Origin of the sequence: Marinobacter daepoensis DSM 16072 (assembly GCF_000421165.1) — a bacterium.
GTDB lineage: Bacteria > Pseudomonadota > Gammaproteobacteria > Pseudomonadales > Oleiphilaceae > Marinobacter > Marinobacter daepoensis.
This window is the reverse complement of record NZ_ATWI01000010.1, coordinates 396,882-414,450: the sequence shown is the minus strand read 5'-3', so window position 1 is coordinate 414,450 and position 17,569 is coordinate 396,882. Positions and strand designations below refer to the sequence as shown.

13 protein-coding genes, 1 tRNA gene and 1 pseudogene are annotated in these 17,569 nt (G+C 55.8%); 9 read left to right on the top strand and 6 right to left on the bottom strand.

The annotated features are described in order from the left end of the window. The first annotated feature begins 145 nt into the window (after positions 1-145). From dnaG to K325_RS0111795, 3 genes are all read left to right on the top strand, one after another. Entirely contained in the window at positions 146-1,897 is a 1,752-nt protein-coding gene (dnaG, locus tag K325_RS0111805) for a DNA primase (protein WP_029654472.1), read from the top strand. A 118-nt stretch (positions 1,898-2,015) separates the two neighbouring features. Next, positions 2,016-3,878 (top strand): RNA polymerase sigma factor RpoD, encoded by a 1,863-nt coding sequence (rpoD, locus tag K325_RS0111800; protein ID WP_029654471.1) that lies wholly within the window; start codon positions 2,016-2,018, stop codon positions 3,876-3,878. Positions 3,879-3,938: 60 nt separating this feature from the next. Further along, positions 3,939-4,015 (top strand) — tRNA-Ile (locus K325_RS0111795). 176 nt (positions 4,016-4,191) lie between these two features. On the opposite strand, the gene K325_RS18870 is transcribed toward K325_RS0111795, so the two are convergent. Beyond that, on the bottom strand, positions 4,192-4,317 hold the full coding sequence (locus tag K325_RS18870; protein ID WP_265596844.1) for a hypothetical protein: 126 nt from the start codon (positions 4,315-4,317) through the stop codon (positions 4,192-4,194). Positions 4,318-4,356: 39 nt separating this feature from the next. Further along, on the bottom strand, positions 4,357-4,557 hold the full coding sequence (locus K325_RS0111785) for a hypothetical protein (RefSeq protein WP_051146630.1): 201 nt from the start codon (positions 4,555-4,557) through the stop codon (positions 4,357-4,359). A 370-nt stretch (positions 4,558-4,927) separates the two neighbouring features. Here K325_RS0111785 and K325_RS0111780 point away from each other — a divergent pair, with 370 nt between their 5' ends. The 5 genes and pseudogenes from K325_RS0111780 (at position 4,928) to K325_RS0111760 (ending at position 11,428) form a co-directional block, all read left to right on the top strand. Beyond that, positions 4,928-5,461 carry a PEP-CTERM sorting domain-containing protein gene (locus K325_RS0111780; protein ID WP_228128441.1) on the top strand — a complete coding sequence of 178 codons (534 nt, stop codon included), beginning with the start codon at positions 4,928-4,930 and terminating at the stop codon, positions 5,459-5,461. Positions 5,462-5,758: 297 nt separating this feature from the next. After that, a complete protein-coding gene (gene aupA / locus K325_RS0111775) occupies positions 5,759-7,096 on the top strand; it encodes an alkane uptake protein AupA (protein WP_029654468.1) in 1,338 nt (445 codons plus the stop codon). A 13-nt stretch (positions 7,097-7,109) separates the two neighbouring features. After that, a complete protein-coding gene (locus tag K325_RS0111770) occupies positions 7,110-10,367 on the top strand; it encodes an Ig-like domain-containing domain (RefSeq protein ID WP_029654467.1) in 3,258 nt (1,085 codons plus the stop codon). A 202-nt stretch (positions 10,368-10,569) separates the two neighbouring features. Further along, positions 10,570-10,825: pseudogene (locus tag K325_RS18795) on the top strand (hypothetical protein); the annotation flags it as partial. A 144-nt stretch (positions 10,826-10,969) separates the two neighbouring features. Continuing rightward, positions 10,970-11,428: a DUF2489 domain-containing protein gene (locus K325_RS0111760; RefSeq protein ID WP_029654465.1), complete on the top strand. Its 459-nt coding sequence runs from the start codon at positions 10,970-10,972 to the stop codon at positions 11,426-11,428. A gap of 273 nt (positions 11,429-11,701) precedes the next feature. On the opposite strand, the gene K325_RS0111755 is transcribed toward K325_RS0111760, so the two are convergent. The 3 genes from K325_RS0111755 to K325_RS0111745 all read right to left on the bottom strand — a co-directional run bounded on the left by K325_RS0111755 (position 11,702) and on the right by K325_RS0111745 (position 16,231). Beyond that, positions 11,702-13,072, bottom strand: coding sequence for an aminoacyl-tRNA deacylase and HDOD domain-containing protein (locus K325_RS0111755; RefSeq protein WP_029654464.1), 1,371 nt, complete (start codon positions 13,070-13,072; stop codon positions 11,702-11,704). A gap of 116 nt (positions 13,073-13,188) precedes the next feature. Beyond that, positions 13,189-15,264 carry an ATP-dependent DNA helicase RecG gene (recG, locus tag K325_RS0111750; RefSeq protein ID WP_029654463.1) on the bottom strand — a complete coding sequence of 692 codons (2,076 nt, stop codon included), beginning with the start codon at positions 15,262-15,264 and terminating at the stop codon, positions 13,189-13,191. Between the two features lie 7 nt (positions 15,265-15,271). Then, positions 15,272-16,231 carry a hydrogen peroxide-inducible genes activator gene (locus K325_RS0111745; RefSeq protein WP_029654462.1) on the bottom strand — a complete coding sequence of 320 codons (960 nt, stop codon included), beginning with the start codon at positions 16,229-16,231 and terminating at the stop codon, positions 15,272-15,274. 76 nt (positions 16,232-16,307) lie between these two features. Here K325_RS0111745 and K325_RS0111740 point away from each other — a divergent pair, with 76 nt between their 5' ends. After that, positions 16,308-17,174: a sugar nucleotide-binding protein gene (locus tag K325_RS0111740; RefSeq protein WP_029654461.1), complete on the top strand. Its 867-nt coding sequence runs from the start codon at positions 16,308-16,310 to the stop codon at positions 17,172-17,174. 4 nt (positions 17,175-17,178) lie between these two features. Here K325_RS0111740 and K325_RS0111735 read toward each other — a convergent pair whose 3' ends face one another. Then, positions 17,179-17,565 (bottom strand): RidA family protein, encoded by a 387-nt coding sequence (locus K325_RS0111735; RefSeq protein WP_029654460.1) that lies wholly within the window; start codon positions 17,563-17,565, stop codon positions 17,179-17,181. Between the last annotated feature and the right edge of the window lie 4 nt (positions 17,566-17,569).

Below are 17,569 nucleotides of genomic sequence, written 5' to 3'. Positions count from 1 at the left end.
AGCATCGACTGCACAACTGATTGCCGGAATGGCGTTTTGCCTTACCCGGCAAGCTGAAAATGCCGCCGAGGCCTGGCTTCGGCGGCATTTTTGGCTATGGCGAAAGCAGACTCGCAACCGGCACCCGGGCTGAAGTGGAGCCATCATGAGCGGACTGATTCCTCAACGTTTTGTTGAAGACCTGCTGGATCGAATTGACCTGGCAGAACTGATCGGCTCACGGATCACCCTGAAAAAGGCCGGCGCCAACTACAAAGCCTGCTGCCCGTTCCACGACGAGAAAACACCGTCGTTCAATGTCCGTCCAGATAAAGGTTTTTATCACTGTTTCGGGTGCGGCGCGCACGGGGATGCCATCAGCTTCGTTCGTGAATTTGACGGCCTGGGCTTTACTGATGCGGTCGAGGAACTCGCCAAACGCGCAGGACTGGAAGTGCCCTACGATCGGGCGGCCAAGCAGGAAATGCAACAAGCCCGGACGCTGACCGACGCGCTGGACTTCGCCAACCGATTCTATCACTCAGCACTGACGAGCCCTCAGGGCAACCATGCTCGAGATTATCTGAAACAACGGGGGCTGGATGACACGATTATCCAGCAATACCAGATTGGCTACGCTCCGGGCACCGGCGCCGCCCTGTATGACGCAGCGCCAAAAGACCTGAAAGACCCACTGATTGAAACCCGGACGGTTTCCGATCAGTACGGACGCCCAAGAGACCTGTTCCGCAACAGGGTCATGTTCCCGATCCGGAACACCCGTGGCAAAACAGTGGCGTTTGGCGGACGCACTCTGGGCGACGACAAAGCAAAATACATCAACTCGCCGGAATCAGACGTTTTCCACAAGAGCCGGGAAATCTACGGCTTGTTTGAGGCCCGGCAGACCATCCGGCAACTGGACAAACTGCTGGTGGTTGAAGGCTACATGGACGTCATTGCCCTGGCCCAGCACGGCATTCACTATGCCGTCGCCATGCTCGGAACGGCAACCAATCAGGACAGCCTGACAGCTTTACTCAGGCAGGTGCGCCACATTGTGTTCTGTTTTGACGGCGATCAGGCAGGCTTTCGGGCCGCCGACCGGGCCATGGAAAACGCCCTGGAACTGATGGCAGACGGACTGCATCTGCAATTTCTGATGCTTCCTGAAGGAGAAGATCCAGACACACTGGTTCGAAAGGAAGGCCCTCAGGCCTTCCAACAGCGCATTGAAGGCGCAACACCCTTCTCTCGCTATCTGTTCGACCGCCAGAGCGACGGCCTGGACCTGCAACTACCGGAGAACCGGGGAGAGCTTCGCTCCAGGGTCGAACCGCTCCTGAACAAGATGCCTCGCAGCACCTTGCGAGATGCCATGTGGCACGAAATGCTCCGCCTTTGCGGTGGCCGCAAACAATGGCAGGACCGAAAACAGGGGCAAGACTACAAGCCCCGGGGCTGGCGCCGGGAAAATCAGAACCGCGCCCCGGAAGAGCGCATCGACGTCAAGCTCAGCAAAGACAGTACGCTGTGCCTTGCCTTACTCGAAGCTCCGGAGCTGGCCACCGAAGTAAAGGCCCTGGCGGACAATACCCGGCAACTCGAACACGCCGGGCGGCTTTCCCGCTGGATGCTGACAGAGAACATACAGACCCGAAAAGCACTGGTAACGGGGCTGGCTACGAACAAGCAGGCCAGAGACAGGTTCTACAACCTGTTTGACGAACTGGAGCACATACCGGCCCGGGACAGCACACTGGCAGCCGCCAGAGAACTGCTGAGCCCGAACGAAGAGGCCGCGCGTCAGCAAAGACTGGCAACTTTGCTCCGGAATCTGGCAAAGCTCTCCCCGGAAGAACGGGAGGAGCTCCGAACGCTCAGCGCAGGTACGTTAAATCCGAAGGCTGAGAGCTGAGCACTTGAAACCTGTTGCCCTGATCACCATCTAACCAATCGGTGGCAGCGCAACCGAGCGACAGCTATAATGGCTGTTTAACTTTTTTCCTTTTTAAAAGCGAGTTCACAGGGTGTCTATGTCAGGCAATTCGCAGAAATCACGTTTGAAAGACCTCATCGCACGAGGCAAGGAACAAGGTTACCTGACTTACGCCGAGGTAAACGATCATCTTCCGGAAGATATCGCAGATCCGGATCAGGTTGAAGACATCATTCGGATGATCAACGACATGGGTATTCAGGTGTGCGAAGAAACACCCGACGCCGATACCCTGCTGATGACCGAAGGTGACTCCACCGCAGACGAAGCCGCTGCCGCTGAAGCCGCCGCTGCCCTGGCCGCAGTAGAAACCGACGCTGGCCGCACAACAGACCCGGTCCGCATGTACATGCGCGAGATGGGAACCGTTGAGCTGCTGACTCGCGAAGGCGAGATTGTGATCGCCAAGCGCATCGAAGAAGGCATTCGCGACGTTATGGCTGCGGTCGCTCACTTCCCAGGCACCGCCGGCACCGTTATCCAGGCGTATGACCGCATTATCGAGAACGAAGGTCGTATCAGCGACATAGTCACCGGTTTTCTCGACCCCGATGACGCCGAACCGTTCATGGGTGAAGATACATCGGAAGACACCTCTGCCGACGATAACGACAGCGGTAATGATGACGACACCGAGAACGAAGACGATAACGAAGACGATAGCGACAATGACAATGGCCCGGACCCGGAAGAAACCCGGCTTCGCTTTGAGCTGCTGAAAGAAAAACTTGATGCAGCCGACCAAGCGCTGGCCAAACACGGTCGCAGCCACAAGCAGACCCAGGAAGCCCTGAATGAACTGGGTCAGGTTTTTGCCCCCTTCAAACTGGGCAATAAAGCGTTTGATGAGTTGGTCAATGTCGTTCGCTCCACCAACGATCTGGTACGCGAGAACGAGCGCGCGATCATGCAGATCTGCGTACGCGATTGCAAAATGCCGCGCAAAGACTTCATCAAGTGGTTCCCTGGCAACGAAACCGATCTGGAATGGGCCGGTGAAATAGCCGCTACCAAGAAGCCCTACGCTGCGGCTATTGGTGAGCGCCTGGACGAAATCGTGAGGCTGCAGAAGCGCATCCAGAATGTTCAGACCGAAGTGGATCTGGACGTTGCCGACATCAAGGAAATCAACCGCCGTGTTTCCATCGGTGAAGCCAAGGCCCGGCGCGCCAAGAAAGAAATGGTTGAGGCCAACCTGCGACTGGTGATCTCAATTGCCAAGAAGTACACCAACCGCGGCCTTCAGTTCCTGGATCTGATTCAGGAGGGCAACATCGGCCTGATGAAAGCGGTCGACAAGTTCGAATACCGCCGCGGCTACAAGTTCTCAACTTACGCCACCTGGTGGATCCGTCAGGCTATTACCCGCTCTATTGCAGACCAGGCCCGCACCATCCGGATTCCGGTACACATGATCGAAACGATCAACAAACTGAACCGCATCTCCCGCCAGATGCTTCAGGAAATGGGCCGGGAGCCCACTCCGGAAGAGCTGGGTGAACGTATGGAGATGCCGGAAGACAAAATCCGCAAGGTGCTGAAGATCGCCAAAGAACCGATCTCCATGGAAACCCCGATCGGCGATGATGAAGACAGCCATCTGGGCGACTTTATTGAAGACATCCAGGCCCTCTCGCCGGTGGACTCAGCCACAGCCGAAGGCCTGCGCGAAGCCACCCGCTCCGTACTGGCCGGTCTCACTGCCCGGGAATCCAAGGTGCTGCGGATGCGCTTCGGTATCGAAATGAACACCGACCACACCCTTGAAGAGGTCGGAAAACAGTTCGACGTAACCCGGGAGCGTATCCGGCAGATCGAAGCGAAGGCCCTGCGCAAGCTGCGCCACCCTTCCCGCTCGGATCACCTGCGCGGCTTCATTGACGATCAGGGCAACAGTTAACCCCCAAGACAGTAGCGGGCGCCACCTCTCACGGGTATAATGGCGCCCGTTTTCCTTTCCGGGCCTATAGCTCAGTTGGTTAGAGCAGGGGACTCATAATCCCTTGGTCGCTGGTTCGAGTCCAGCTGGGCCCACCATATTTCAAGCAGCTAACACCACACCTCAAGCTTTTACCACCCAGCGTCAACCATTTGCCCTGCAGCCAACCACGTTATAGTCAGCCCACAAAAAAGCCCCGCACTGGGCGAGGCTTTTGAATACAGCGGCCGATAACGTTCTCGCCGGGCGCGAACGCTAATGACCAGCTGGTCGCTTAGGCCGCTTTCTTAAGCTTTTTCTTAAGACGCTTGACCTTGCTCTCCTGCTTGGCAATCTTGGCCTTACGGGCTTTGATTTCCTGCTTGAGGTTAGCTACTTCTTTAGACGCTTTCTTAGACATACTTAGACTCCTTACGGATGCTCGCTTGGGTTAACGCCTTCACTCATCCTTGTTGATTCGGATGAAACTACGAATGAACTTTCGAATTTCTCTTGCCGCGCTTGTATCCAGCTCTTCGCACAACGATACGAACTCATCGCGCTCCGCACTGTTAATCCGTATCAGCAGCTGCGAGTCTTTCTTACCCGCTTTCTTCTTGCTCAATCCTGCTTGTTTGTCGGAAATACGATCATCGGCCATATAAAGTCCACATCACCAAAGGCTCCAATAAGTATATACATTGTATATCTAAAAGATATCGAAATACTGAATCGAAAAATGGATATCCATAAACAAAGACTATCCCTCTGCTGGACGCTCTGGTTTCATTCACACCAGTGCCACCCAGGCTCGAGACCAACCTTCGGAAAACCACACTACACCATGTCGAGCTTGTTTACACATCACAACACCCTCCCTGCCATAACAAACTTAACACCATGTTTTTAAAGCAAATTAGTTATCAGGCACAGATGATGCTTGAGATCATTGGCAACAGCAGGGATTGCTTTTTAGCTGTATTAGAGATCAGGGCTTGCCCTGAAGAAGGTGAACAATGATGAACGCTACAATGAAAACGATGAAGTACGCTGTGGCAGGATTAGCACTAAGCTGGTCCGTAGGCGCGCTGGCCCTGGTTCTTGGACCCTCGGATGCTCAGCATACTGTCACGGGCACGCCCAATCCGACTCTGGATGCCAGTGATGTCGCCTCGATCTTTGGCACTTCCGACCTGACCCTGTTGTATAAATCCAATTACGGCGGATCAGAAGAAGGCTCATTCCTGTCCTCCTACACAACCCAATTTACGGGTGACCCGAACAACGCGCTCATAACCTGGGACGGACCTGATTATATCCTCTGCCCCGAGTGCTATCTGGTCGTTAAAGACGGCAATCAGCCCCAATACCTGTTTGACCTGGGTAGCTGGGATGGCCAGGAAGTTCTGGACCTCAGAGACTTCTATCCGAACCAGGGAGCCATTTCCCACGTTGCCATCTTCGGCAAGCCGGTTTCGGTTACCGAACCAGGCACACTCGGGCTCATGGGTCTGGGTATCCTTGGATTGATGACGGTCAGACGTAAGGTACAGAAGAACGCGTAAGCGTCAGCTTTATTGACACAAAAAAAAGCCCCCGTCAGGGGGCTTTTTTTGTCCCCCCTCACAAAATCAGAAACATTCTGCAATAATCCTTCACACAAAAACCACATTAACCTCATGAGTTATAGGCGATTTTAATTAATCCTCTATCTACGTGGTTATACCGACACTCCGTTGTGTCAAAAATGCCAACGTCCCGATAAGACAAGCCCCATACACTTGAGCCTGAACAAGCGTACCAGCCCTGAATGGACTCCCTCGGGGCTGAGCACAAAAACAATGATCGAACGGAGTGTATTCATGGTTCTTTCCCCCCGATTCTCAGTACGGGCGGTATCCCTTGCCGTTGCAGCAGTATCCGCTTCCCTCTCGGTTTCCTCCCATGCCAGCATGGGCAACCTCGGCACCAGTTATGGCGTCATGCCGATCGATGTGGCGACGGCCCAGTCCCTGTCGATGTTCAATGATCAGGTCTCGGCAACCTACTACAACCCCGCAGCGCTAACCAAAGACCCCAGGGGTGAGCTGACCACCGGCATCCTTCATTCTGAGCAGGAGCTGCGCTCCGACAACCCAAATGCACAGGGTGACATTGTGTCGGACTCGCCCAGCCAGCATGTGCTCATTGGCATGAAAACCAATCTGGGATCACTCACCCGGTTTGGCCACCCCATCTATCTGGGCTTCATCGCCGGTGTTGAAAAGTACGGGAAGGAAATGCTGGCTTTTGGCTCAGAAACCAGCGAAACCGGACAGTACCTTCAATACGGCAAAGAACCCCTGTTCCTGAACATTGGGGGCGCCACACCAATCTGGCGCGGCATTTCTGCGGGGCTCTCTGTGAGGGTAACCCTGGAAGCCACTGCAAACCTGGATGCCGTGTCGACCCTGGGTGGTGAGACCAGCCGTGAACGGCTCTCTGTAAACGCCGAGCCGTCCCTGAAAACCATCTTAGGCACCAACATCGACCTGGGGAGCACCTTCTGCCCTGAAAACGAATGTTTTCTGGATGGCTGGGAAACCGCGATTACCTATCGAACAAAGTCTGCCGCCTCCACGACGGTGGATTCCAACATCATCGTAACCCAGACCATTCCAGACCCCGGCCTTAGCCTTGCCGTGTCCACCATTGATTCTTTTCAGCCGGAAACGATTGCCATCGGCACCCAGTACAAAGGGGACGGCTGGCGCATTGGCGGTAGCCTGGAACAGCAAAACTGGTCTGAACTGGAGAATGAGTTCGGTCGGGATACCATCAAGGATCAGGGTTCAGTCGCATCCGGCAGCCGAATCGGTTTCGACGACATCCTGATTCCCCGCCTGGGTGCGGAGTATGAGCTGAATAAGAACTTTGCGGTGCGCGGCGGTATTGCCTATGAGGAATCGCCCCTGAAAACCTCCCGCAACCCCGAACTGAACTATCTCGACACCGACAAGCTCGTAGTGGGGCTTGGTATCAGCGCCACGTACGACCGCACACGCCTGCTGGCCTACCCGGTTCGCCTGGATCTCGGGTACCAGTACCAGCAACTGCAGGAACGGGACTTTACGCTGGTTGACTACAACGGCGATGAAACCCGAGTAACTGCCGACGGTGATATCCACGTGTTCAGTGGCTCCATCACACTGAAGTTCTGAGGAGAGGCCTGCCATGAAGTACAACAAGACCCTGGCCCTGATTCCTGCCATGTTCCTTGCCGCCTGCGGCGGCGGGGGTGATCAGGATGTCAACGAGAAACCACGCGCCGGTTCAATGGTTTACTCCTTCCCAATGGATGGACAAGCGGCCGTTAGCCCGAAAACCGATATAGTGCTGCGTTTTTCCCACGCCGTTACTGACGACGTCAGCACCCTGAAAGAAAAAATCGTGGTGCAGAAAGGCGATCAGCCCCTGCCCTTTGACGTAACCACGCTGGACGGAGGCAAAAGCCTGAAGCTCAAGCCGACCAGTGCAATGGAGACGGGGGCCGACTATCGGGTTATGTTCACGGAACCTCTCGCTTCTGAGGGGAACCGGGAAATCAGCACCCCGAACGCCCTTGGCGAGAATGGTATTCAGTTTGCCACCCGCGGCGCTTTCAACGGCATCTCACACCTGACCGATACTGCGAGTCGGTTTGACATCGCCTGGCAGGTGCCGGCCAACGGCAGTGCGTTTCAGGCCATGAATTTTTCAACGTTCCGCTTTGCCATGACCCAACCAGTTCACCCCGACTGGAAAGCCCTGGGCGGGAGCATCCGGTTACTGGATGCTGACGGTGCGCCCGTTCCCGCGACGGTATTGGTCAAAGGCACTCGCATAACCGTTGACCCTTGTCTGACCCCGGAGCCTGATCAGTGTGGCAGCAAACAGGACGTGCTCAACGCAGGTGAAACCTACACCCTGGAGCTGAACAACCTGGCCAGTCTTTCCGACAGCCGTGAGGCAAACCGGTTTACCGGTCAGTTCGTGTTCACACCCAGAGACACAGGACCTACCGTCGTTCTTCAGCAGACCGCCATTGATTCAGGCAATGGCGCTATGACATCCGTCCTGAACGGTCAGGCATTGAACGCGGTGACACTGAATTCGGTTCTACAGGGCAAGGCTGGCCCCTCCCAGCAAACCGGCGATTTGTTTGCCGAGCTGGCGTACGCCCCGTCATTTGAAGCCGACGAAGCACTTCCGCTTCGTATTCCCAAAGGCAGTGTGCTGGAAAGCACCAGCCTGAACGTGCTCGTAGGTGGGCGGGTCCAGGTTCTTGATGCGGCAACCGGCGACGCCCAGCATACCGGCACCATTAAAGTGACCATGCTGTCAGATGCTTCGGGCTATATGAGCCCGAACCAATACACCAGCGACATCAACGCACCGCGCCACATTACGCTGTTTATGGACGTTTCCATGAACACCGAAGAGGCTCAGCCCAATGCGGCCTTGTCTCAGGACCTCATGGGCGTTGAGCTGAGGGGCATTGCGCTGGTGCAGGATGGCGTATTGACCATTGATGCCATTGGCATGGTCGAGCCGAGCCTGCTGGGCCAGGAATACACCGATTCCACCATCGCGTTTCACCTGCAGGCAGCCACGGATGCCGACTCCGTACTGGATGCAGAAAACCTGCGCGAAATCGATTCAACACCGCCAAAACTGGTCAGCTGGATGCCAGGGCCAGAGAATGCGATTCCGGCAACGCGCCAGTCCATGCAGCGCCCGGGCGACCCCGTTATTTTGTTCTTTGATGAGCCACTGGATCCGGACTCCATTGATGACAGCGTGAAACTCGTCGCTGATGGACAAGAACTGACTGTCGGCAATGGCAAGCTCAGAACACTGCTCGACGGCACCGCCCTCACACTGAACCCGGTTGGAGGCCTGAAAGCAGGAGTTGAGTACGAAGTATCAGCTGCAGGTCTAACGGACTTGTCAGGCAATCAGTTCTACCATGCGGATAACAGCCTGTCGTTCAGCCTTGATGGCTCCGGAGATAACCAGACGAAGGTGCCCCCATTGGCACTCACAACCTACCCCGGCTACCCTTGCGAAACTGATCATGCACAACTTGATCTGCAGGCGGGCATTCTGGGTAAATGCTACACCGCGAAAGACAATCTCGGCGATCTACTCCCCGTCAGCAAGATGCCTGAAGACAGGCCCATCACCATTATTTTCTCACAGCCGATGAATCTCGAATCTATTCGTCTGAACGACACCTTCATTGTTCAGGAGGTTGATGAAAACGGAAACGATATCAAAGAGGTCACCGGTAGCCTGGAGAAAAACAACCAACGCGTACGATTCTATCCCGATCAACCCTGGCGTGATGGCGCTTTCTACCAATACACCATGGTCGTCAAACGGGGTTCGGACAAACTGTCGGATTCCGCCTATACCAGCTATTGCCGCATGACTGAACCTCAGTCGATTTGCGGCGCCAACGGCTATCCGCTCAAATCAGACCTTCTTGATGGATTAAACTCAGGAGGAAGCCCCGATCAATCGATGAAAATCTACTTTGAGGGCACGGGATCCCAGGCCTCGGTGTTTACTCCACTGAGAAACCTTCCTGTTCGTGACGCCAATGCAGACTTCAGCATCGACTGCGACTCCAATGACAACGAAAACTGCCTCGAACCGTTCGAGCATGAGTACAGAGACCCCGGCTCGGTATCTGATGACACCATGGTAAGCGGCTGGTTACCTTCAGCGAATTCCACAAAGCTAAGCGTGGTCAATAACACCGCAGTACTCAACCCCGGGCTCTTCCAAAGCAATCTGGATGCTCAGGTAGGATGCAAAAATGGGAAATCATGTCCAAAAGATAAGTTCATCTACCAGTCCTATGCCCTGAACACCGAGGTTATTGGCCCTGGCATCTGGACCGACCCGGCAACGGGAGCAGAGCAGGACGGCATACTGGTAAACCTTTATCCCACGCTGCTGGCAACAACTTCCGTGAACACTTACGTGGACCTCGCTCTTCTTGAAGCAGAGGTACCAACCAACACACAGATCATTCGGATGCGATACGCAGAAGACCCAAGCTGCAAAGGTGAATCCAGCTGCCCACGTAACCAGCTCATCCCCGGCGCCATCGTCACCGGAGAGAATGGTCAACCTGTGTTCAAAACACGCGCCGAATTGATGCTTGATGCACCCGAAATGAAAATTACGGCAAACGGACCACACGACCTTTACGCGACCGAGTTCTACTTCGATCTTGAGGGTGATGTGACCTTTTTCGATGACGGCCGCATGCAGGTTGAACAGCGCAATACAAACGTGGTCAATATCAATGTTATTGCCAAACCACTGGGACTGACCATTGATCTTCCTCTTGAGATCCTGGCAGGAGGTACCTACCTGAACTTTATCTCCAACCCGGTGAAAGACCTGCCAGCTCAATACGAGCAGCAAATCGCCCGGTAATAAACGAGGTTCCTTTCTAACTCAGGCCAGTCCCCGGACTGGCCTTTTTTATGTTCTTTTCAAGGCCATTTTCATCATCGTTTTTCAATTCAGGCAACTTTCCTGACAATCTCCTTGCAAGACGAAACCCAATAAAAACAATCCCAGGAGCGCCCTCACAGACAACTGCGTCCATTACCGAACCTGCCACCTCAGTGAAGCCATGTGTGGTGTTGCCATTGAGATGAAAAATGGCCATATCTGCCCCAAAGCGGTTGCACTTCAAGACCTTCACGAAGATCCCATGCGACTGAGACAGCCCTTGCGTAAAACCGGTTTTCGGCCACCAGATCCTGGTTCCGGTTCCGGACATCGATCACACCGACCTGTTCATCTGTATTATCGCTAACCCGCTCGCGTCCAATGGCAGCCTGATGTCCGTGCCAGACGTGCGTAACCGCTTTAAGGCCCTGCACCAGGCGGCTTGATGACCAGCAGGTGGACCCTGTTTCGGGAACCTCGGTCTTGAACGGCCAAGCGGTTAGTGTCAGAGTCTGCCAACCTGAGACTCATTCACAACCGGCCTGAGCCGGCCCGGCATTGCCCAAGGGAGCCACACCACCATGCCCAGAGGACTTCAACTCGCCTTTATTGTCATCGGCCTGGTGGTCATTGCGGCTCTGCTGGTCTATATCTGGCGACAATCCCGGCTGCTCGCCCAACAGCAGCTGCAAAAGCGAAAAACGGAGGAATTCCAGGCACAGCGCCGGGATGAAATGATTGAAAGTGTTCGCATCATCGCGATCGCCGTCGAGGAAAACCAGGTGGAATATTCCGAAGCCTGCCTGCGATTCAAAGGGCTTCTGGATTATCTGGACCCGGAGTTACTCCTGAAGCCACCGTTTCAGGTCTTCCAGACCGTTCATGACAAAATCCAGCACATGCCAACCCACCGCGCCCGAAAAAACACGGATGCCAGCGTTGTCCGGAAGCTGGATAAGGAACGCTTCGCGGTTGAAAGGGAGCACGCGGACGAAATTCGACGCGCTGCCACCGCCATTCGCCATCACCGCTTTGAATGACTTATTGTTTTGTAACTTTTTGTTACAGACCCGAAACGCCTGGCAGTCACATATCAAAGCAAATCAATAGTTTTAGACCTAAAAGAACGCTGACACGCAGCTCATTAACGAAATGGGCCCGCGTACCCGCTTTCCTTTTTACAAAGCTTGTCTAAATTTAAAAACAGGAGGTCGTCATCCACACGGAACAGCCTCCGCGTTGTTTTCTCCTGAAAAGTTTGGACGACTCTGCAACAAGCGGGTGAACTTGCCGGCCCAGAAGGCCGGCACTTTTTATGCCCCCTGATTCATCATTCCAGCCATGGCCATAATGCTGTCTTTACGGCGAACCAGTTCATCGAACTGCTTCTGAACCGCCTCCCGGTCCAGACCCAACTCATCGTACACCGCAGCCGTGGATGCTCCTCCGGCTCCCAGGGCAACGCCTCTTTCTGTCAGCAACTGACGCCCCAGCCAAAGCAGGCGTGCGTAGTCGTTATGAGGCCCCTCGTAAATAGGGTTCTTCTGAAAACGAATCGCCAGACTCACTTCGTCGGGCATGCCCCAGTTTTCCATCAACTGTGCAGCGATCTGTTCCCGGGTAATGCCCAGCAGATAATGCTCAATCACACTGGAATCGGTGTCCGGATTCACTTCGAGAGAGCGGCAGACCAACCGAAAATGGGGCGGAAAGACCTGCGCCAATACCAGGTACCCGAAGTTATGCAGCAAACCAGCCAGGTATGCCAGCCCGAACACCGGGCGCCTCCCCCGTGGCATCATACTCGCCAGGATACCGGCCGCCTGGGCCTGCCAGATGGCCTGCTGCCAGTAATCCACGTAGCCGTCCGGGTGATCTTTAGGGTGTTTGAGGGCCCGCCCAAGCGCCAGCCCCATGGCCAGGTTCATCACCAGATCAAAACCCAACACTCTGGATACTGCATCGTGAACCGAGCTCACCTGCCCGGCAGCCGCATAAAAGGACGACGACGCCCAACTCACCACCTGTGCGGCCAGGCTCGGGTCACTCTCAACCACATCCACCAGATCCCCCATCACGGCGTTCGGGTTCACCCGCAACTGAATGATCCGTTGCGCCGTTTCAGGCAGGGGCGGCAACTCCAGAGTGTCTTCCAGGCGCTGCTGGATCCTCAACCCGGTGAACTTCTTGATCGCAGAATGCAGTTCATCACGGTCTGCCGAATGATTGTCGAGATTGACAATAATCTCACCGGGATCGACGGTAAAATCCCGCCGGTCAGCCTTTCCTGTCAGTCGGCGGAAATCTTCCCCTGGCATCACCAGCCCAAGGTTCTGCTCTCCAAGTTCCAGGGCGACCGCCTCCAGAGTATCTACCCGACGGTCAACCACCGTTGGCCAGCCGGTCAGGGATGGCAACGCGGGTAGTTCCTGAAGCCCCGATTTTTGACGAACCCGAACTTGCTCACGGCGCTGCATCATCCGCAGGTCCCGCCCGAGTTGTTTGTTCAGGGCATCCAGATCAATCAGATCGTTGCGGCGGCAGATCGCCTGCAAATTTCCGACACTGTCGTTGAGCAGGACCATTCTGAGCAGCTGGCCAGGGTCTGTCTGGCTGACGCTCCGGAAGGAGACCCCTGGTGCGTTTTCCCCCAGTGCCTGCTGGACCACAACAGGAAGTTCCATAGCATTCTCCGGATACATGTTATCAATCCACTTCTATTCATTTTGCAGCCATTAACAACACATGAACAGCCCAATGTCAGCCAGACGCCCGCCAGGCCGAAACAGAAGACCCAGGGTCATACGTCGCCATAGCGTATTTTTTCGCCCAGCCAACGCCGAATCAGTGCCGTGACGAGCCCGGGTTCCTTCATCAGGGCCGGAGCCATTTCCCGTACCGGCTCGATCCAGCCTTTATCACGCTCGAAGTCCGCCAGGCGAAATTGCATAAGGCCGGTCTGACGGGTACCAAGTACTTCACCCGGGCCTCGGATCTCCAGGTCTTTTTCTGCGATGAAGAAACCATCCTGACTGTCCCGGAGCGCCTGCAATCTGGCTTTGCCGTTACTGGACAAGGGCGGGTGGTACATCAACACGCAAAAACTGGCCTGTTCACCCCGGCCTACCCGACCACGGAGCTGATGCAACTGAGCCAGGCCCAGCCTCTCCGGGTTCTCTATAATGATCAGCGACGCATTGGGTACGTCCACTCCTACCTCAATCACCGTTGTCGCCACCAGCAAATCCAGCTCACCGTCTTTGAACTGCTCCATCATCCTGGCTTTGTCCCGCGCTTTCAGGCGGCCATGAACCAGTCCTACAGAAAGGTCTGGCAATCTTTCGGCCAGTTCCTGGGCGGTTACTTCCGCGGCCTGGCACTGCAATGCTTCGGATTCTTCAATCAGGGTACACACCCAGTACGCTTGCCGTCCCTGCTGGCAGGCATTCCTCACGCGTTCAACGATGTCATTCCGGCGGGTCTCCGGCAGTACGATGGTTTCAATCGGTTTTCGTCCCGGAGGCAGTTCGTCGATGACCGAGGTATCAAGATCGGCATACGCGCTCATTGCCAGAGTTCGCGGTATCGGAGTCGCCGTCATGATCAGCTGATGCGGCGCCAGCCGCCCCCCCACACCTTTGTCACGCAATGCCAGACGCTGATGCACACCGAACCGGTGTTGCTCATCCACAATAACCAGCGCCAGCCGATGAAACACCACCTCATCCTGGAACAGCGCATGGGTGCCTATCGCAATCTGAGCCCGGCCCTCAGCAACGGCCGCCAGCGCCTCCTGACGCGCCTTGCCTTTGACCTTCCCGGACAGCCAGGTGAGACTGATGCCCAGAGGTTCCAGCCAGCTGCGGAAGTTCTGGTAATGCTGTTCAGCCAAGATCTCGGTGGGCGCCATCAAAGCAACCTGAGCGCCCGCCTCAATTGCCTGCAACGCCGACAAGGCGGCCACCACCGTCTTTCCAGAGCCAACATCCCCCTGCACCAGCCGAAGCATCGGCACAGGCTGGCTCAGATCCTGACGAATGTCGGTCATCACATGGCGCTGAGCCCCGGTAAGGCGGAATGGAAGCTGCTCCAGAAAACGTGCCACCCGATCTCCCGCCGGCAAAAGCGGCAAGGCTTCACGGGCCTGTATCTGCTCTCTTACCTGAAGCAGGCTGAGTTGATGGGCCAGCAGTTCCTCCATCACCAAACGTTGCTGAGCAGGGTGCCGTCCCTCCAGGAGCAGATGCACAGGAGCACCTGCAGGCGGGGAATGCACCATCCGGACCGCCTCGGTGATCCCCGGTAGCTGGTAATCAGCCAACAACGCCTGAGGCAACCAGTCTTTAATCGGATATCGGTCAAGATAACCCAGCGCCTGCTGGCAAAGCCCCCGTACCCGGGGCTGCTGAATGCCTTCAGTCAGCGGATAGACCGGCGTCAGGGTAGCCTCATTTGCGGGTGGCATCCGAGGCGGATTGACCTGGTACTCCGGATGGTAAAATTCGAACCCGGCCCGGCCAGGTCGTACCTCACCGAAACACCGGACGCGGGCGCCGTCAGACAACTGATTTTTCTGAGCCGCGTTGAAGTGGAAAAAGCGTAACACCAGAAACCCCGTGTCGTCCCGAAGGGTGACCTGCAGGCTCCGTCTCCGCCCCATCACCAGATCCGTTTTCATCACCTCACCTTCCACCACCGCCACGTCACCAATCCGCAAACTGCCCATGGGCACTATGCGAGTCCGGTCTTCGTACCGATAGGGGAGATGAAACAGGAGATCCTGAATGGAGTGGATGCCCAGCTTGGCGAGCTTGTCGGCCAGGGCGCTTCCTACGCCCTTCAGCTGGGTTACCGGGATGTCATCCAGTGACGTCATACGGCCCTCAGGCGTTTTCGGCAACTGCAGGGGTTTCGGTTTTGGCTTTCTCTATTACCCGGCACTGGCTGGCTGCCAGCGACAGAACATCAATAGCCTTGGGCCGTGGGAAGGTTACCCGCCAGGCTAGTGCCACCGTCCGGAACGGAACGGGTGGCGCAAACGGCCGAACCGCCAGAATGTCTTCCTGGTATTTGATGGCGGTGGCGGCGGAAAGTGGCAACACTGTTATACCGAGACCCGAGGCCACCATGTGCCGTATGGTTTCCAGCGAACTGCCTTCTGTGACCAGCTCCGGCTTGCCATGATCCGCGCGCTTTGTAATGGCATCCACCAGGGGCGGACAAGATTCAAGCACCTGGTCCCGGAAACAATGGCCCGGGCCAAGCAACAGCAACTGCTCCTTCGCCATTTCTTCGGCAGTGACCTGTTCTTTCCTGGTCAGGGGGTGATTGGCCGGCAGCAGCACCACAAAGGGTTCATCGTAAAGCGGCAGGGTAACCACTTCCGGCTCCTCAAACGGCAGAGCGATGATAATCGCATCCAGCTCTGAGTGCCGCAGTCTTTGTCGCAGGTTAGCGGTATAGTTTTCTTCTATATACAGAGGCATTTCCGGGGCCGCACGGCGCAGTTCCGGCAACAGGTGGGGAAACAGGTAAGGCCCGATGGTGTAGATCGCTCCTACTTTCAACGGCGAATTCAGCTGATTCTTGCCGTCCTGAGCCATGTCTCTGATCACGCCAACCTGATCCAGAACCCGTTGGGCCTGTTCAATGATGCGCTGGCCGACTTCCGTTACCCGAATGCTGCTCTTGCTGCGCTCAAACAACGGAATACCGAGTTCATCCTCCAGCTTTTTGACGGCCACGCTGAGGGTCGGCTGGCTGACGTGACAACGCTCCGCTGCACGGCCAAAATGCCTTTCCCGGGCAAGCGTAACAACGTATCGTAACTCGGTGAGGGTCATGGTGAGCTCCGGTCAACGTACTCAGGTCGAAGTTTCACTTACTTTATCAGCCAAAGCATAAGGATTGAAATTGTCTATGGCAATGTCTGATCATGAGCGCGCACCACAAATCCTGGTCGCAGGTTGCGGTAAGCTCGGCGGAGAGATCGCCACCTCGCTGCTGGCGACCGGAGATGTTTACGGGCTGCGCCGCAACCCTGACCGTGTCCCCAGTCGCGTTAAAGGCATCGGCGCAGATCTTACTCAACCAGATACTCTGTCCGGCAAGCTTCCGGACCACCTTGATGTGGTGATCTACTGCCTGACGCCGTCCAGCTATGACGAACAGGGGTATAATCAGGCTTACGTAACGGGCCTTGAAAACCTTCTCTCTGCCATTGGCAATCGCCCCCTCAAGCACCTGATCTTCATCAGCAGCACCAGCGTCTTTGCCCAGGACGACGACAGCTGGGTGAATGAAAGCAGCTCGGCCGCCCCTGATCGATTTACCGGCCAACAAATCCTGCAAGGGGAACAAACGGCCCTGAACAGTGGCCAACCCGCGACAGTGATCCGTTTCAGCGGCATCTATGGCCCCAGTCGCCAACGTTTTCTGGAAGAGGTGCTGGAAGGTCGAATGAACCCTCAGACCCCAGCGCCGTTCAGCAACCGCATACACGAAACAGATGCAGCCAATGCCGTGGCGTGGCTGGCTCAGAAAGCGCTCTCCGGGCATCCGCCTGAGCCGCTGTATATTGCCAGTGATTGTGAGCCAGTGAGGCTGGACGAAGTGGTTAACTGGGTTCGAGAGCAAATACCGTGCAAGGCGCCCGTCGAGGGAGCCCGCAAGGGAGGACGGGCCGGAAGCAAGCGGTGCAGCAATCAGAAACTACTGGAAAGCGGGTTTACCTTCCGGTACCCCGACTTCCGTACGGGGTACCTGGAGATGATCAGGCAGCTCTGACGGCTCAGCTGAGCACCATCACGGCTTCCATTTCCACTGGCACACCTTTCGGCAGCGCAGCCACACCAACGGCGGCGCGCGCCGGATAGGGTTCCTGGAAGTAGGTCGCCATGATTTCATTGACGGTGGCAAAGTTCGCCAGGTCGGTCATGTAGATGTTCAGTTTGACGATGTCTTTGAGCTCTCCGCCCGCCGCTTCGCAAACGGCTTTCAGGTTCTCAAACACCTGACGGGTCTTGGCGGCAAAATCACCGGCTACCACCTCCATGGTTTCAGGGTCCAGTGGAATCTGGCCAGACAGATACACGGTATCTCCGGCCTTTACTGCCTGGGAGTATGTACCGATCGCCTGCGGGGCGCTCTCGGTCTGGATAACAGATTTGTTGGTCATGTCC

What these genes read in the sequence shown, in the direction of transcription:
- K325_RS0111760 (WP_029654465.1), top strand. Translation starts at nt 10,970, where the DNA reads ATGCCCAGAGGACTTCAACTCGCCTTTATTGTCATCGGCCTGGTGGTC.
- K325_RS0111740 (WP_029654461.1), top strand. Translation starts at nt 16,308, where the DNA reads ATGGCAATGTCTGATCATGAGCGCGCACCACAAATCCTGGTCGCAGGT.
- K325_RS0111785 (WP_051146630.1), bottom strand. Translation starts at nt 4,557, where the DNA reads ATGGCCGATGATCGTATTTCCGACAAACAAGCAGGATTGAGCAAGAAG.
- K325_RS0111770 (WP_029654467.1), top strand. Translation starts at nt 7,110, where the DNA reads ATGAAGTACAACAAGACCCTGGCCCTGATTCCTGCCATGTTCCTTGCC.
- K325_RS0111755 (WP_029654464.1), bottom strand. Translation starts at nt 13,072, where the DNA reads ATGGAACTTCCTGTTGTGGTCCAGCAGGCACTGGGGGAAAACGCACCA.
- K325_RS0111780 (WP_228128441.1), top strand. Translation starts at nt 4,928, where the DNA reads ATGAAAACGATGAAGTACGCTGTGGCAGGATTAGCACTAAGCTGGTCC.
- aupA (WP_029654468.1), top strand. Translation starts at nt 5,759, where the DNA reads ATGGTTCTTTCCCCCCGATTCTCAGTACGGGCGGTATCCCTTGCCGTT.
- K325_RS18870 (WP_265596844.1), bottom strand. Translation starts at nt 4,317, where the DNA reads ATGTCTAAGAAAGCGTCTAAAGAAGTAGCTAACCTCAAGCAGGAAATC.
- K325_RS0111745 (WP_029654462.1), bottom strand. Translation starts at nt 16,231, where the DNA reads ATGACCCTCACCGAGTTACGATACGTTGTTACGCTTGCCCGGGAAAGG.
- dnaG (WP_029654472.1), top strand. Translation starts at nt 146, where the DNA reads ATGAGCGGACTGATTCCTCAACGTTTTGTTGAAGACCTGCTGGATCGA.
- recG (WP_029654463.1), bottom strand. Translation starts at nt 15,264, where the DNA reads ATGACGTCACTGGATGACATCCCGGTAACCCAGCTGAAGGGCGTAGGA.
- K325_RS0111735 (WP_029654460.1), bottom strand. Translation starts at nt 17,565, where the DNA reads ATGACCAACAAATCTGTTATCCAGACCGAGAGCGCCCCGCAGGCGATC.
- rpoD (WP_029654471.1), top strand. Translation starts at nt 2,016, where the DNA reads ATGTCAGGCAATTCGCAGAAATCACGTTTGAAAGACCTCATCGCACGA.